General features: G+C 70.8%; 13 protein-coding genes. 10 read left to right on the top strand and 3 right to left on the bottom strand.

The genetic code is table 11. From position 1 onward, the window contains the following. On the top strand, positions 1 to 663 hold a 663-nt coding region (locus AWZ10_RS05850; RefSeq protein ID WP_079104299.1), incomplete at its 5' end, for a DUF4190 domain-containing protein. A 311-nt stretch (positions 664 to 974) separates the two neighbouring features. Here the strand turns inward: AWZ10_RS05850 and AWZ10_RS05845 are convergent. Beyond that, the gene (locus tag AWZ10_RS05845) at positions 975 to 1,541 is read right to left on the bottom strand and encodes an NADAR family protein (RefSeq protein WP_205576536.1); all 567 of its coding nucleotides are present in this window, start codon (positions 1,539 to 1,541) and stop codon (positions 975 to 977) included. 212 nt (positions 1,542 to 1,753) lie between these two features. On the opposite strand from AWZ10_RS05845, the gene AWZ10_RS05840 reads away from it, so the two are divergent. From AWZ10_RS05840 to AWZ10_RS05810, 7 genes are all read left to right on the top strand, one after another. Next, complete coding sequence (locus AWZ10_RS05840; RefSeq protein ID WP_046709481.1) at positions 1,754 to 3,289, top strand: gamma-aminobutyraldehyde dehydrogenase; 1,536 nt, start codon at positions 1,754 to 1,756, stop codon at positions 3,287 to 3,289. 83 nt (positions 3,290 to 3,372) lie between these two features. Further along, positions 3,373 to 4,617: a polyamine ABC transporter substrate-binding protein gene (locus tag AWZ10_RS05835; protein WP_046708055.1), complete on the top strand. Its 1,245-nt coding sequence runs from the start codon at positions 3,373 to 3,375 to the stop codon at positions 4,615 to 4,617. Positions 4,618 to 4,625: 8 nt separating this feature from the next. Beyond that, positions 4,626 to 5,804, top strand: a complete 1,179-nt coding sequence (locus AWZ10_RS05830; RefSeq protein ID WP_046708056.1) for an ABC transporter ATP-binding protein — start codon at positions 4,626 to 4,628, stop codon at positions 5,802 to 5,804. Continuing rightward, positions 5,804 to 6,739 (top strand): ABC transporter permease, encoded by a 936-nt coding sequence (locus AWZ10_RS05825; protein ID WP_046708057.1) that lies wholly within the window; start codon positions 5,804 to 5,806, stop codon positions 6,737 to 6,739. The genes AWZ10_RS05830 and AWZ10_RS05825 overlap by 1 nt, the downstream gene beginning before the upstream one ends. Next, positions 6,740 to 7,540 (top strand): ABC transporter permease, encoded by an 801-nt coding sequence (locus tag AWZ10_RS05820; protein WP_046708058.1) that lies wholly within the window; start codon positions 6,740 to 6,742, stop codon positions 7,538 to 7,540. A 31-nt stretch (positions 7,541 to 7,571) separates the two neighbouring features. After that, positions 7,572 to 8,990 (top strand): NAD(P)/FAD-dependent oxidoreductase, encoded by a 1,419-nt coding sequence (locus AWZ10_RS05815; RefSeq protein ID WP_060890599.1) that lies wholly within the window; start codon positions 7,572 to 7,574, stop codon positions 8,988 to 8,990. 202 nt (positions 8,991 to 9,192) lie between these two features. After that, positions 9,193 to 9,645 (top strand): hypothetical protein, encoded by a 453-nt coding sequence (locus AWZ10_RS05810; protein WP_060890598.1) that lies wholly within the window; start codon positions 9,193 to 9,195, stop codon positions 9,643 to 9,645. An 88-nt stretch (positions 9,646 to 9,733) separates the two neighbouring features. Here AWZ10_RS05810 and AWZ10_RS05805 read toward each other — a convergent pair whose 3' ends face one another. Together AWZ10_RS05805 and gabT are read right to left on the bottom strand one after the other, a co-directional pair. Beyond that, positions 9,734 to 10,597, bottom strand: coding sequence for a phosphatase PAP2 family protein (locus AWZ10_RS05805; protein WP_063809742.1), 864 nt, complete (start codon positions 10,595 to 10,597; stop codon positions 9,734 to 9,736). Between the two features lie 221 nt (positions 10,598 to 10,818). Continuing rightward, positions 10,819 to 12,162, bottom strand: coding sequence for a 4-aminobutyrate--2-oxoglutarate transaminase (gene gabT / locus AWZ10_RS05800; protein ID WP_046709994.1), 1,344 nt, complete (start codon positions 12,160 to 12,162; stop codon positions 10,819 to 10,821). Positions 12,163 to 12,500: 338 nt separating this feature from the next. Here gabT and AWZ10_RS05795 point away from each other — a divergent pair, with 338 nt between their 5' ends. Both AWZ10_RS05795 and AWZ10_RS05790 read left to right on the top strand, forming a co-directional pair. Then, positions 12,501 to 14,630, top strand: coding sequence for an ATP-binding protein (locus AWZ10_RS05795; RefSeq protein ID WP_079104298.1), 2,130 nt, complete (start codon positions 12,501 to 12,503; stop codon positions 14,628 to 14,630). 191 nt (positions 14,631 to 14,821) lie between these two features. Then, the coding region (locus AWZ10_RS05790; protein WP_208618453.1) for a PucR family transcriptional regulator ligand-binding domain-containing protein at positions 14,822 to 15,485 on the top strand (664 nt) is incomplete at its 3' end.

Genomic DNA, 15,485 nt, shown 5'->3' with positions numbered 1-15,485 from the left:
GCCCCCAACCCGTTCGCCCCGCCCGCGCCCAACGCGCCCGGTACGCCCCACGCGTCCTACCCGCCGCCTGCGGTCGGCGCCCCTTACGCGGCCCAAGGGGCCGCCGTACCACCCCCGCCCCTCAGCCCGGAAGGGCCCGGTCAGGTCCCGTACGGCTACCCGCAGTACCCCGCCTATCCGGGGGCCCACGCCCACCCCGGTGCGGGTTATCCGGCACCCAACGCCGGCTACCTCGGCGCCGGCCACCCCGCCCCCGGTGCCGGCTACGCCTGGCCCGTGATGGCGCCGCCGCCGAGCAACGGGATGGGCATCGCGGCGATGGTGCTCGGCATCTGCGCCGCCGCGCTGTTCTGTCTGTGGCCGCTGGCGATCCTGCTCGGGATCATGGCCGTGATCTTCGGATCCATCGGCCGGGTCAAGGCCCGCCGCGGCGAGGCGACCAACCCGGGGCACGCCCTGGCCGGGATCATCTGCGGAGTGGTCGGCATCCTGCTCGGCATCGGCTTCATCGTCCTGATCATCGTGGCGCCCGGCAGCGACGACTACGACTCGGACCCCGACCCCTTCGACGACGGCTACTCCACGTCGCTCTCCCTGACGCTGCCGGCCGGGGCCGACGACGTGGCCTCCGTCACCGACGCGATGCCGCGCGGCACTCACTAGGCGCGGCACTCACTCGGCGCCGCACCCACCGAGGCGCGGCGCCCAAAGCACGCGGGGAACCGCGCGACGACCCACGACGCACCCGCGGGTGACCTGCCGGGTTTCCGGCGTCGCGCCCCGCCGCGGTCGCCCTCGTGCCGCACCGACCCGGCACGGCCTCCCCGAGGAGCCGAAGTCCGGCGGTGGTCCACCGTGCCCCCGGCGGACCGCCACCGGGGGCACGGGCGGCCGGCGCCTGGCGGCTTCGGACGGGGCGCGACCGGTCACGTAGCCCCCGCCGGTGCTGGGCTACCGGGCTTCCGGCGGAGTGCTCAGGCGTCGACCCCGCTCAGCAGTCTCTCCCGGGCCGCCATCAGCGCGAAGCCCAGCAGGTTGGGGCCCCGCCAGCGGGCGGGGTCCATGGCGCGTTCGTCGTCCGCCGCGAGGCCGATGCCCCAGACGCGGTCGAGGGGGCTGGCCTCGACCAGTACGAGGTTGCCCGTGCCCAGGAGGAACGCGAGCAGGTCGGCGTGGGCGGCGAACTTGTGGACGCTGCCCTCGGCGACGATCGCGAAGCGCTCCCGCTGCCACACGGCGTCGTCGAAGCCGCGCACGAGCCGCCCGATCTTCTTCGCCTGCGCGGGGCTCGACGCGGCGACGGCCTTGCGCTCCGCCTCCGCGTCCCCGAACAGCCGGGCCTTCGACGCCATCATCCAGTGCTCGGCCGTCGCGTACTCCACCCCGTCCACCGTGAACGGCGACGGCCACCACTGGCTCAGACAGCTCGCGCCGATCCGGCCGTCGGGCCGCGGCCGGTGCCCCCAGAAGTGCAGGTACTTGACCCTTGCCCCCGACTGGACCGCCTTCGTGAGCGTGTCCCAAGAATCGATCTTCTCCATGCCGACGAGTCTGTCAGCCACCACGGACAATCCGTCCTTGATTTTCCATGCCGACTCGACACCCGGTCGACAGATTCCGTCGCGTAACCAAAAGGCAACAACGGAATCACTTGTTGGTGCCGCATGGCTCTGCCAGGATCGGCACTCAAATCGAGCCGGAGCTACGCCACCCGCCCCCGGGGACAGAGGGGGCACCGGCGGAGGAGAGCGACATGCAGAACCCGGGCACCGCCACCCCGGACCGATTCCCCGCACAGGACCGCTTCGCGGCCGGCGCGCAGTACATCGCCGGCCGCCTGACGAAGGGCACATCGGGACGCACCCACGCGGTCGTCGACCCCGCGACCGGCGACGAGGTCCTCACCTACGAACTGGCCGGCACGGACGACGTGGACGCGGCGGTCGCCGCCGCCCGCGCGGCGTTCCCTGGCTGGGCCGCCACCACACCCGGCGAGCGGTCGGACGCGCTGCACCGCTTCGCCGCGGTCCTGGCCGACCGGGCGGAGGAGTTCGCGCGGGCCGAGTCCCTGCAGTGCGGGAAACCGCTCAAACTGACGCGCGAGTTCGACGTGCCCGGCACCATCGACAACACCGCGTTCTTCGCGGGCGCCGCCCGGCACCTGCAGGGCCAGTCGGCCGGCGAGTACTCCGGCGACCACACCTCGTACGTGCGCCGTGAACCCATCGGTGTGGTGGGTTCCATCGCGCCCTGGAACTACCCGCTCCAGATGGCGGCCTGGAAGATCCTTCCGGCGGTCGCGGCGGGCAACACGATCGTCCTCAAGCCCGCCGAGACGACCCCGCTCACCTCGCTGCTGTTCGCACAGGCCGCCACGGACGCCGGGATCCCCGACGGCGTGATCAACGTCGTCACCGGGACCGGCAAGGAGGCCGGTGAGCACCTCGTCGGGCATCCCGACGTGGTCATGACCTCCTTCACCGGGTCCACGGCGGTCGGTAGGCGCGTGGCCGAGATCGCCACGGCCACCGTCAAGCGGATCCACCTGGAACTGGGCGGCAAGGCCCCGTTCGTGGTCTTCGACGACGCCGACCTGGAGGCCGCCGCCAACGGCGCGGTCGCGGGTGCCCTCATCAACACCGGCCAGGACTGCACGGCCGCCACACGCGCGTATGTGCAACGGCCCCTCTACGACGAGTTCGTCGCGCGGACGGCCGCCCTCATGGAGACCGTCCGGCTCGGCGACCCCTTCGCCCCGGGCACCGACCTCGGTCCGCTGATCTCGCACGTCCAGCGCGACCGCGTCGCCGGGTTCGTCGAGCGGGCACGCGCGTACGCGCGCGTGGTCACCGGTGGCGAGGCGCCCCGGGGAGAGCTGGAGAACGGCGCGTACTACCGGCCCACCCTCGTCGTGGACGCGGCCCAGGACAGCGAGATCGTCCAGTCGGAGATCTTCGGACCGGTGCTGGTGGTCCTGCCTTTCGACAGCGACGACGAGGGCATCCGGCTGGCGAACGACACCCCGTACGGGCTCGCCGCCTCCGCCTGGAGCCGGGACGTGTACCGGGCGGGCCGCGCCACACGGGAGATCAAGGCCGGGTGCGTGTGGGTCAACGACCACATCCCGATCATCAGCGAGATGCCGCACGGCGGCTACAAGGCATCCGGCTTCGGCAAGGACATGTCCGCGTACTCGTTCGAGGAGTACACCCAGATCAAGCACGTCATGTTCGACAATACGGCGATCGCCAGGAAGGACTGGCACCGCACGATCTTCGGGGACCGCTAGCCAGCCCGGGGGCCGGCCGCCCGACCCCCGGCCGGCCCCCGCCCACCCTCCCGAAAGGGCACCTCCGAAAGGGCACCACGCGCATGGAGCAGTTCGAGCCCGACCGCCTGTCCCCGGCCCAGGTGGCCGCCATGCGGCGCAGCCTCAGGAACGGCCGGGCCGCCCTCAGCCGTCGTTCGCTGCTGCGCGCCACAACCGGCGGCGCACTCGCGATCGGCGGGCTCGGCGCGCTGAGCGCCTGCGGCATCCCCGCGGCGAAGAACACCTCGGCCGTCTCGTCCGAGGACCACTCGGCCAAGGAGAAGAAGGTCCACTTCTCCAACTGGACCGACTACATGGACATCGACGACACCGGCAAGCGCCACCCCAGCCTGGACCAGTTCACGCGACGCACCGGCATCAAGGTCGAGTACACCGAGGACATCAACGACAACGTCGATTTCTTCGGCAAGATCAAACCGCAGCTCGCCGCCGGTCAGGACACCGGTCGCGACCTCATCTGCGTCACCGACTGGCTCGCCGCCCGGCTGATCCGCTTCGGATGGGTCCAGAAACTCGACGCGTCCAACCTGCCGCACGCCTTCATGAACCTCTCCCAGCAGTTCCGCAACCCCGACTGGGACCCGGGACGGGCGTACTCCTACCCCTGGCAGGGCATCTCGACCGTCATCGCCTACAACAAGAAGGCGCTCGACGGCGAGGAGGTGAAGTCGGTCTCCGACATGCTCGACAACCCGAAGCTCAAGGGGCGGATCGGGTTCCTCTCCGAGATGCGCGACAGCATCGGGATGACGCTGCTGGACATGGGCAAGGATCCGGCGAAGTTCACCGACGACGACTACGACGCGGCGATCGCCCGCCTCCAGAAGGCCGTCGACAACGGCCAGATCCGCCGCTTCACCGGCAACGACTACATCTCGGACCTCAGCAAGGGCGACTTCGCGGCCTGTATCGCCTGGGCCGGTGACGTGGTCCAGCTCAAGGCCGACAGCCCGGACGTCGACTTCGTCATCCCCGACAGCGGTTACATGACCTCGACGGACAACCTGCTGATCCCGAACAGGGCCCGGCACAAGACCAACGCCGAACGGCTCATCGACTACTACTACGAGCCGAAGCCGGCCGCCGAACTCGCCGCGTACATCAACTACGTGTGCCCCGTCGACGGCGTGAAGGCGGAGCTGGCCAAGATCGACCCGGACGCGGCGAACAACCCGTTGATCATTCCCGACGCGGCCATGGCAGCCAAGTCCCACGCCTTCCGTTCCCTCAGCCAGCAGGAAGAGACGGCGTACGAAGAGAAGTTCGCGAAGCTGACAGGGGCGTGAGAAGGACGATGACCAGCAAGAAGACCACGGACGACGGCAGCGGTGACGTCCGCCTCTCCGGTATAGGCAAGACCTACGGCTCCTTCACCGCCGTGCACCCGCTCGACCTGACCGTGCCGGAAGGTTCCTTCTTCGCCCTGCTCGGCGCCTCGGGCTGTGGCAAGACCACCACCCTGCGCATGATCGCCGGTCTGGAGGAGCCTTCCTGCGGAAGCGTCCGACTCGGCGCCCACGACGTGACGAACCTGCCCCCGTACAAGCGGCCGGTGAACACCGTCTTCCAGTCGTACGCCCTCTTCCCGCACCTCGACATCTTCGAGAACGTCGCCTTCGGTCTGCGCCGGCGCGGCGTCAAGAGCGTGAAGAAGCAGGTCGAGGAGATGCTGGAGCTGGTCCAGCTCGGCGAGCAGGCCCGCAAGAAGCCGCACCAGCTCTCGGGCGGCCAGCAGCAGCGCGTCGCCGTCGCCCGCGCCCTCATCAACCACCCGAAGGTCCTCCTCCTCGACGAGCCCCTCGGCGCCCTCGACCTCAAGCTGCGCCGCCAGATGCAGCTGGAGCTGAAGCGCATCCAGACCGAGGTCGGCATCACCTTCATCCACGTCACGCACGACCAGGAGGAGGCCATGACCATGGCCGACACGGTCGCCGTGATGAACGGCGGCAGAGTCGAGCAACTCGGCTCACCCGCCGACCTGTACGAGAACCCGCGGACCACCTTCGTCGCCAACTTCCTCGGCACCTCCAACCTCATCGAGGCCGAGGTGGACTCCAGGAGCGGCGACGAGATCGTGCTGAAGGCGGGCGACGGCAAGCTCGTCCTCCCCGGGGCGCGATGTTCGGCGCCCGCCACGACCGGCGGCAAGGTGCTGGTCGGTGTACGCCCGGAGAAGATCACCCTCACGCACGCGGACGACGCCGGAGAGATCCCCGTCGGCCGTAACCGCATCAGCGGGAAGATCGCCGCGACCAGCTTCATCGGTGTCTCCACGCAGTACGTGATCGACAGCTCGGTGTGCCCCGAGTTCGAGGTCTACGTCCAGAACATCGACCGCGACGCCCGGCTCGTCCCCGGCGCCGACGTCGTCCTGCACTGGAACCCCGCGCACACCTTCGGCCTGGACGCCGCCCAGTCCCTGCTTGCCGGGACAGCGGGCTCCGCGGGCGTGGACGAAGGGGCGGCGCTCTGATGTCCACCCTCACCGAAGCGGAGGCGCCACCACCCCTGGCGCCCGCCCCGACCACCGGTAAAGCGCCCCGCAGGCGGGGCCGCTGGACGCCGTATCTGCTGCTGGCGCCCGGCCTCGTCTGGCTGCTGGTCTTCTTCGCGATGCCGATGGTCTACCAGGCCTCCACGTCCGTGCAGACGGGCTCCCTGGAGAACGGCTACCAGGTCACCTGGCACTTCGCGACCTACTGGGACGCGCTCAGCGAGTACTACCCGCAGTTCCTGCGCTCGGTGCTCTACGCGGGCTCGGCGACGCTCCTGTGTCTGCTCCTCGGCTATCCGCTGGCGTACCTGATCGCGTTCCGGGCCGGCCGCTGGCGCAATCTGATCCTGATCCTGGTGATCGCCCCGTTCTTCACCAGCTTCCTGATCCGCACCCTCGCCTGGAAGACGATCCTGTCGGACGGCGGCCCGGTCGTCGGCGCCCTCAACACCCTGCACGTCCTGGACGTCACCAGCTGGCTCGGCCTCACGGCCGGGGACCGTGTGCTGGCCACGCCGCTCGCGGTGGTCTGCGGACTCACCTACAACTTCCTGCCGTTCATGATCCTGCCGCTCTACACCTCGCTGGAGCGCATCGACGGGCGGCTGCACGAGGCGGCCGGCGACCTCTACGCGAGGCCGTTCACGACGTTCCGCAGGGTCACCTTCCCGCTCTCCATGCCGGGCGTCGTCTCCGGCACGCTGCTGACCTTCATCCCGGCCAGCGGCGACTACGTGAACGCCGAACTCCTCGGCTCCACCAACACCCAGATGATCGGCAACGTCATCCAGAGCCAGTTCCTGCGGATCCTCGACTATCCGACGGCGGCGGCCCTTTCGTTCATCCTCATGGCTGCGATTCTCCTCATGGTCACGGTCTACATTCGTAAGTCAGGGACGGAGGATCTGGTTTAAATGGCCTTCGTCAAATGGCTCAAGCGCCGTTTCGTCGTCATTGCGGGACTGCTGACGCTCGGATATCTGCTCCTGCCGAACGTCGTCGTCACGGTCTTCTCCTTCAATCAGCCGAAGGGCCGCTTCAACTACGAGTGGCAGGAATTCTCCACGGCCGCCTGGACCGACCCGTGCGGTGTCGCCGACCTGTGCGGATCGCTCTCGCTCAGCCTCCAGCTGGCCGCCTGGGCGACCCTCGGCGCGACCGTCCTCGGCACGATGATCGCCTTCGCGCTGGTGCGGTACCGCTTCCGCGCGCGGGGCGCCGTCAACTCGTTGATCTTCCTCCCGATGGCGATGCCCGAGGTCGTGATGGCCGCCTCACTGCTCACCCTTTTCCTGAACCTGGGTGCACAGTTGGGATTCTGGACGATCCTCATCGCCCACATCATGTTCTGCCTGAGCTTCGTCGTCGTCGCCGTCAAGGCGCGCGTGATGTCGATGGACCCGAGGCTGGAGGAGGCCGCGCGCGATCTGTACGCGGGTCCCGTCCAGACCTTCGTCCGGGTCACCCTGCCCATCGCCGCTCCCGGTATCGCGGCGGGCGCGCTGCTCGCCTTCGCGCTCTCCTTCGACGACTTCATCATCACCAATTTCAACGCGGGCTCGACCGTCACCTTCCCCATGTTCGTCTGGGGATCGGCGCAGCGCGGCACACCCGTCCAGATCAATGTCATCGGTACGGCCATGTTCCTGGTCGCCGTACTGTTCGTGGTGGCCGGAATGGCCATCGGAAACCGCAGGAAAAGACAAAAGGCATAAGCCTCTGTTGGCTCTGTAGGGAGTTGAAATCATGGCCCCAAGCGCCATGAACCGTTGGACGAAGTCTCTCGCCGACGCGCAGCCGGAGCCGTACTGGCTCGAAGATCCCGGCAAGCCCCACCCCGAGCCCGCGCTCACCGGCGCCGAGAGCTGCGACCTGCTGGTCGTCGGCGGTGGCTACAGCGGGCTGTGGACCGCGCTGATCGCCAAGGAGCGCGACCCCGGACGGGATGTCGTCCTGCTGGAAGGCCGTGAGGTGGGCTGGGCCGCCTCCGGCCGCAACGGCGGATTCTGCGCCGCCTCGATCACCCACGGCCTGGCCAACGGCCTCGCCCGCTGGCCCGACGAGATCCACAAGCTGGAGGAACTGGGCGCCCGCAACCTCGACGAGATCGAGGCGGCGGTCGCCCGCCACGGCCTCGACTGCGACTTCGAACGCACCGGCGAGATCGACGTCGCCACCGAGACCTATCAGGCCTGGGAACTGCGCGACTGGTACGACGAGATCACGCGTAAGGGCCTCGCCGACGGCATCGAGTTCCTCGACGCCGACGCGGTCCGCGATCAGGTCGCCTCACCCACCTTCCAGGCGGGCCTGCACGACCGCCGGGGCGTCGCCATGCTGCACCCCGCCAAACTCGCCTGGGGCCTCAAGCGGGCCTGCCTGGACCTCGGCGTCCGCGTCCACGAGCACACCCCCGCGCTGAACCTGAAGGCGTACGGCGCCGGCATGGCCGTCCGCACCCCCTACGGCCAGGTCCGTACCCGGCAGGTGGCGCTCGGCACGAACATCTTCCCCAGCCTGGTCAAGCGCGTCCGCGCGTACACCGTGCCCGTCTACGACTACGCCCTGATGACCGAGCCGCTGACCGCCGACCAGCTGGCGGCGATCGGCTGGAAGAACCGGCAGGGGCTCGGGGACTCGGCCAACCAGTTCCACTACTTCCGGCTCAGCGCGGACAACCGGATCCTCTGGGGCGGCTACGACGCGGTGTACCAGTACGGCGGCCGGGTGCGTGCCGAGTACGACGACCGGCCGCAGACGTACGCCAAGCTCGCCGGGCACTTCTTCACCTGCTTCCCGCAGCTGGAGGGCGTCCGCTTCACCCACGCCTGGGGCGGCGCGATCGACACCTGCTCCCGCTTCTCGGCGTTCTTCGGCACCGCCCACCAGGGCAGAGTCGCCTACGCGGCCGGATACACGGGGCTGGGAGTGGGCGCCACCCGGTTCGGCGCCGACGTCATGCTCGACCTGCTCGCGGGCGAGCGCACCGAGCGCACCGAACTGGAGATGGTCCGCAGGAAGCCGCTGCCGTTCCCGCCGGAGCCGTTCGCCTGGACCGGCATCGCCCTCACCAAGTGGTCCCTGGCCCGCGCCGACTCCCACGCCGGCCGCCGCAACCTGTGGCTGAAGGCCATGGACCGACTGGGGCTGGGCTTCGACAGCTGACGGCGCGAAGACCGGAATCCAAAGGTCAGCGGGGCGTGAAGGCGCACACGTGATCAACAGGCGTGCGCCCTGCTGGGCCGTGTTACCCCATTCACCACCAAGAAGTGGTCGGAACCCGCGTAACGCCCGGCCGCAACCTCTGTCTGTGCTCCTGACGCGAAACCGCGTCCGACGGAGCTCTAGAGAGAGGAAGGTCCCTGTCATGACTGGGGCCAAGACGGCGGCCGAGTGGCTGGCATCCGTATCACCGGATCCCGAGGCCTGTCGCTGGGAGTGGGAGCGCAACCCGCTGGGGGTCGCCCTGCTTCCGGCCGGCAGTGCCTGGGACGTGCTGATCCTGCCGGGCCCGCTCGGCTATCCCACACTCGACGTCCTGACCCGCATCATCGACCGGCCCGGCCCCGTGCTCGTCGACTTCGGCGACGACCGCATGGGCTTCTTCGTCCCGCCGGGCACGGCGGCGCGCTGGCTGGGCACGGGGGTGCGCAGCGCGGGCCGCGGCACCTGGATCGTGGTGCCGTACCCGGGCCGCCAGACCGGTGGCGTCCGCTGGCTGATCCCGCCGGACGGCAGCGGCACCCTCACCGACCCGGTACTGCTCGAACTGGCGATGCACGAGGCGGCGGCGAGCCTGGCCAGGGACGAGAACCGGTGACCGGGGACTGACGGCCCCACGTCGTGACGGCGGCCGTCCCCCGGCCGCACCGCGCTCTCGTCGGCCGCCCGTGCGGCCGACGCGGACGTCACCCGACAGGACCCCGGCGTACCCGGAACCATGGAGAGGAGAGCAGCAGCCTCAGCGAGGAGAGCAGCAGCGCGCACACGCACCAGCTCGCCACCACGTCGAGCGGCCAGTGGTAGCCCTGGCGCACCAGGCCGAAGCCGACCCCGATGTTCACAACGACCGCGAGGATCACGAGCGCGCGGCGCGCGGGGGCGCCGCGCAGCCACGGCAGCAGAAGCAGGACGGCACCGCCGTACGCGACGGAGGCGGTCGCGGTGTGGCCGGACGGGTAGAAACCCGTGCCCGGGCCCATGATCGGCGGGCCCGACCGGGCGATGAACTCCTTCAGCGGGATCACCCAGAGCGGTACGGCGGCCAGGAGGAGAGCCGCCGCTGCGGAGGGCCGCCACCAGTGGTCACTACCGGTGGCACGCGTACGCCACGCCACGTACAGGAGCGCGAGGGCGAGGACCGGGACGGCGACCGTGATGTTGCCGAGGTCGGCGAGGAACTGGGTGGGGGCGCCCCGGTGGACGAGGGAGTCGCTGAGGCGTTCGTCCGCGCGGGCCAGTGGGCCGTGCGCGAGGACCTGCCAGGTGATCAGCGTGAAGAGGAGGGCCGGGATGCCGAGAAGGAGGAGGGCGGCAGGGCGGCCGGAGGGGGTGGTCGGCCACCCCCGAACAGGGGGGGTGGTTCGGGGGTGGCCGACCGGATCGGTGTGCCGCTCGCCCCGGGGGGTTTGGGGCGGGCGGCCGTCCGATCGGTGAGGAGACCCGGAGCCGGAAGCTCCGGTTGTGTGCGCGAGGGCACGACCAGGGCGAAGCTGGGGAGGCCCCGACCCGGTGTCGCCCACAGTCCCCTGTGGGCGGGGTGTATCTCTCATCTGCGTCAGAACCTACGACAGGGAACGCGGTGACGACAGCCGGAATCGCGACCCGACATGCACCTTGCACACCTTCTTCACGCGCTCTGACGCTTGTCCACAGGGACCGGAATCCTGGATCGGATTCCGGTTCCGGGAAGCGTGGGACGTCGGAGGCGGATGGGAGATTCCGTATGCGGGCGCCCCGCCGAAAAGGGGCGCTCGGCACCGTGCGTCGAGCGTCAGAGGCGGGTGAACGCCTGCTCGATGATGTCGAGGCCCTCACTCAGGAGGTCCTCGCCGATGACGAGCGGCGGCAGGAAGCGCAGCACGTTGCCGTAGGTGCCACAGGTCAGGACCAGCAGGCCCTCCTGGTGGCAGGCCTTCGCCAGCGCGGCGGTCGCCTCCGGGTTCGGCTCCTTCGTCGTACGGTCCTTGACCAGCTCGATGGCGATCATGGCGCCCCGGCCGCGGATGTCGCCGATGACGTCGAACTTCTCGGCCATGGCGGTGAGGCGGGCCTTCATGACCGCCTCGATGCTCTTCGCCCTGGCGTTGAGGTCGAGCTCCTTCATCGTCTCGATCGAGCCGAGGGCGCCCGCGCAGGCGACGGGGTTGCCGCCGTAGGTGCCGCCCAGGCCGCCCGCGTGCGCCGCGTCCATGATCTCCGCGCGCCCGGTGACGGCGGCGAGCGGGAGACCGCCGGCGATGCCCTTGGCGGTGGTGATCAGGTCCGGGACGATGCCCTCGTCCTCGCAGGCGAACCACTGGCCGGTGCGGCAGAAGCCGGACTGGATCTCGTCGGCGACGAAGACGATGCCGTTGTCCGCGGCGAACTCGCTGATCGCGGGCAGGAAGCCCTTGGCCGGCTCGATGAAGCCGCCCTCGCCGAGCACCGGCTCGATGATGATCGCGGCCACGTTCTCCGCGCCGACCTGCTTGGAGATCTGGTCGATGGCCTGCGCGGCGGCCTCCGGGCCCGCGTTCTCCGGGCCGGTCGGCCAGCGGTAGCCGTACGCCACCGGGACGCGGTAGACCTCGGGCGCGAACGGGCCGAAGCCGTGCTTGTACGGCATGTTCTTCGCGGTCAGGGCCATCGTGAGGTTGGTGCGGCCGTGGTAGCCGTGGTCGAACACGACCACGGCCTGCCGCTTGGTGTACGACCGGGCGATCTTCACGGCGTTCTCGACGGCCTCGGCGCCGCTGTTGAACAGCGCGGACTTCTTGGCGTGGTCGCCCGGCGTCAGCTCGGCCAGAGCCTCGGCGACGGCGACGTAGCCCTCGTACGGCGTGACCATGAAACAGGTGTGCGTGAAGTCCTGGAGCTGGGCGGTGGCCCGGCGCACGACGGCCTCGGCGCTGGCGCCGACGCTGGTGACGGCGATGCCCGAGCCGAAGTCGATCAGCCGGTTGCCGTCGACGTCCTCGATGATGCCGCCGCCCGCGCGCGCGGTGAACACCGGCAGCACCGACCCCACCCCCGCCGCGACCGCGGCGACACGACGGGCCTGCAGCTCCTGGGACTTCGGTCCGGGGATGGCGGTGACTACGCGGCGCTCCTGGGGAAGCGGCGGAAGGGCGGTCATGGGAGCTCCCTGGTGATCGTGCGTGTGTACGCCGTGGGACGTACGGGGGCGGGTCGGTGCTCGCGCCGACCGGTGAGGGTGTTTTCGGACGCTTGCCTTCTCTTTTCTCGCAGGCTAGGGCGGCGACCGGAGGGTGGGCATGCTCCATGTGGGCGTTGTCGAGGGTTCGTCTTGTCCGCGTTGGACATGGAGCAACGGTGGGCGCGGGTGTGCGCCCGGCCGCGTAATACGGTGAGCACAGGGGACCACCCGGGCGCGTAAACGGTGAACTCCCCTTGCGGGAGCGTTAGATTGGCTCGCTGATGGTGGACGGAACGGCTGGTCAGGGGGCAGGCGCGATGAACAGCGACGGAACGCGGGACGCGCGAGGCACGCAGGCGAATCCCGTGCCGCGTCCGGCGGGGTCGCCGGAGATGCCCGCGGCACCTCCCCTGCCACCCATGCCCGCAGGAACCCCGGGAGCGCCGCCCAGGCCGGACGGGAGCACCTTCCTGTCCTGGCTGCGGACGCCGCGACCCGACGCGGCACCCGGCGTGTGGCGGTTCGGGCACCGGCCGCGGCCGGAGGAGGAGCCGGAGACCGTCCCCGCCCGGCAGCTGCTCGGCGGCGCCCTGATCGCCTTCCTCGTCGGCTGGCTGATCTGGTCCCTGCTCTGGAACGGCTACCTCGGCGGATGGTGGCTCGTGCCGCTCTTCGCGATGATCCCGGACTCCTGGGCGCCGGCCCACTCGTACTCCGCGGTGGTCCTCAGCTATGTCTGGTACACGGTCGTCGCCCTGACGATCCTGATCGGTGTCGGACGGCTCGGCCGCTGGGGCGAGGTCTGGCGCCGGTACGGCGCCCCGCGCTTCCGGCGGCCGCAGCAGCGTCAGGTCGTACCGCCGCCCGAGGACGACCCCGCCCGGTGGAACCAGCTCCGCGAGGCCGGGGCCGCCGAAGCCGCCGAGCGGCTGGCCGCCGAGGCGGGGGCCGGGCTCATGCGGGATGTGGATCATGCGCGGATCATGCGGGCCTGGCAGGGCGTGCGGAGCGGGCGGCACAGTCTGGCGACGTTCACCGGCGCGGTGCTGAAGGACGGCGCGGCAGCGTGTCTGCACCCCTCCGGGGAGCGGGACCTGCCCGGCCGGCTCGCCAGGCACGACATGGTCACCGGACAGGTCCGCCTGGGCGGCACCGTCGACGACCCGCGCAACCCGTACGCCTACCGGGGCACGGGCCTCGCGCTGGGTCCCGAACTGCTCGGCACGTCCCTGCTGGCCGTCGGGCCCGCCGGATCGGGCAAGACCGGGAGTGTCGTCTGGCCCGTCGCCGAGTCGCTGTGTCTGCACGCGCTGGCGGGGCGGGCCGCGGTGGTGGTCGTGGGCGCGGCGGGTGCCGGGCTCGGACCGGCGGACGCCTACGACGTCGTCGTACGCGTCGGGAACCCGGAGTCCGTCCACGACCTGGACCTCTACGGGGGGACCACGGACCCCGACGAGGCCGCGGCCGTCCTCGCGGAGGCGCTCGTCGGCGACCTCACCGACCCGCACCCCGGCGGCGACAGCCGGCGCTCCACCACGGTGCTCGCCCAGCTGCTCGGCCCGTTCCGGGCGGTGCACGGGCGCTTCCCGTCGGTGCCGCAGCTGCGGCAACTGCTGGACGGCTCGCCCGGCCCGCTGGGCGAGCTGCGCAAGGCCCTCCAGGACGCCGGACAGGCGTCGCTGCTGCGGGAACTGGACGCGCGGGAACGCCAGCTCGGGCATCCCGGGGACGTCAGCGGCGTACTGGCCGACCGGGTCGCCCTTCTCGACCGGCCCGCCTTCGCCGGGTTCTTCGACACCTCCGGCCAGTCCCGGCCCTTCTCCCTCCGCGCCCTCGACCACCCCGTACGGGTCCGTATCGACCTCCCCGAGCGCGGTCACGCCGATGCCTCGCGCATCCTGGCGCGGCTGGTTCTGGCCCAGTTCACCGCGAGCGTCGCCGTACGGGAGGACCGGTCGCTGTTCGCCTGTCTCGTGCTGGACGACGCGACCGGGGTCGTCACGCCGGAGGCCGTACGCGGCATCCAGCGGCTGCGTTCGACCAACGCGGGCACGGTCCTCACCCTCCGCACCCTCGACGACGTGCCCCGGCCGCTGCGCGGGCCGCTCCTCGGTGCCACCGGCTGCCGGATGGCCCTGTCCGGGCTCACCCCGTGGGACGGGCAGGACTTCGCCGAGGTCTGGGGCAAGGAGTGGACCGAGGCGCGGGACGTCACCGACCGGCAGATCATCGCCGACTCCCCGGCGGGCAAGGCCTGGCACGCGCTGCGCCGCGCCATCACCGGCCACGCACCCACCGCGCGGGCCGTGACCGTACGCCAGGTCGAACGGGAACGGTGGTCGGCCTCCGAATTGGCGCACGGTGTGCCGCCGGGCCACGCGGTGCTGTCGCTGACGAACGTGCGGGGCGAGCACGCGCCGCCGTTGCTGGTGGATCTGCGGGGCTGAGCGGAGCCGCCGGGGAGCGGTCGTGGACGGCGTTCGATTTGAGCCATTCGGTATGCGGTGCGTGGGGCTTGTGATCGTACGGTGAGGCAGAATCGGGACACGTCGTTCATACGCGGCGGCCAAATGCCGATGCGCGCCACGCAGCCCGACTCCGACTCCGCCTCCGTCTCTGACGTCGACCTGAAGGTCACATGCCCCTCACGCTCGCCTCGCTCGTCCACCACTCCGCGCTCAAGCTGACCGTGCGGGCGGGCGAGGGCCGTCTGGACGTGCCGGTGCGCTGGGCGCACGCCAGTGAGCTCGCCGATCCCGTGCCGTACATGGAGGGCGGGGAGCTGCTGCTGATCACCGCGCTCAAGCTGGACGCGGAGGATCCGGAGGCGATGCGTCGCTATGTACGGCGGCTGGTGGGCGCCGGGGTCGTCGGGCTCGGCTTCGCCGTCGGGGTGCACTACGAGAACATCCCCGAGGCGCTCGTCGCCGCGGCGCAGGGGGAGGGGCTGCCCCTGCTGGAAGTGCCCCGGCGTACGCCCTTTCTCGCCATCAGCAAGGCGGTGTCGGCCGCCATCGCCGCCGAGCAGTACCGGGCGGTCACGGCGGGGTTCGCCGCGCAGCGGGAACTCACCAGGCAGGCGTTGACCGGCGGCCCCGAGGGGCTGCTCGGCTCGCTGGCCACGCAGGTCGACGGATGGGCCGCCCTGTACGACGCCTCCGGTGCGGTCGTCGCGGTGGCGCCCGACTGGGCGGAGCGAAGGGCCGGGCGGCTCACCGCCGACGTCGAACGGCTGCGAGACCGGCCCGCGCCGGCCAGCGCGGTCGTCGGCGGCGAGGACCGCGTCGAACTGCACTCCCTGG

This window comes from Streptomyces europaeiscabiei, from assembly GCF_001550375.1.
GTDB lineage: Bacteria > Actinomycetota > Actinomycetes > Streptomycetales > Streptomycetaceae > Streptomyces > Streptomyces europaeiscabiei.
This window is presented reverse-complemented; position numbering and strand designations above follow the sequence as displayed.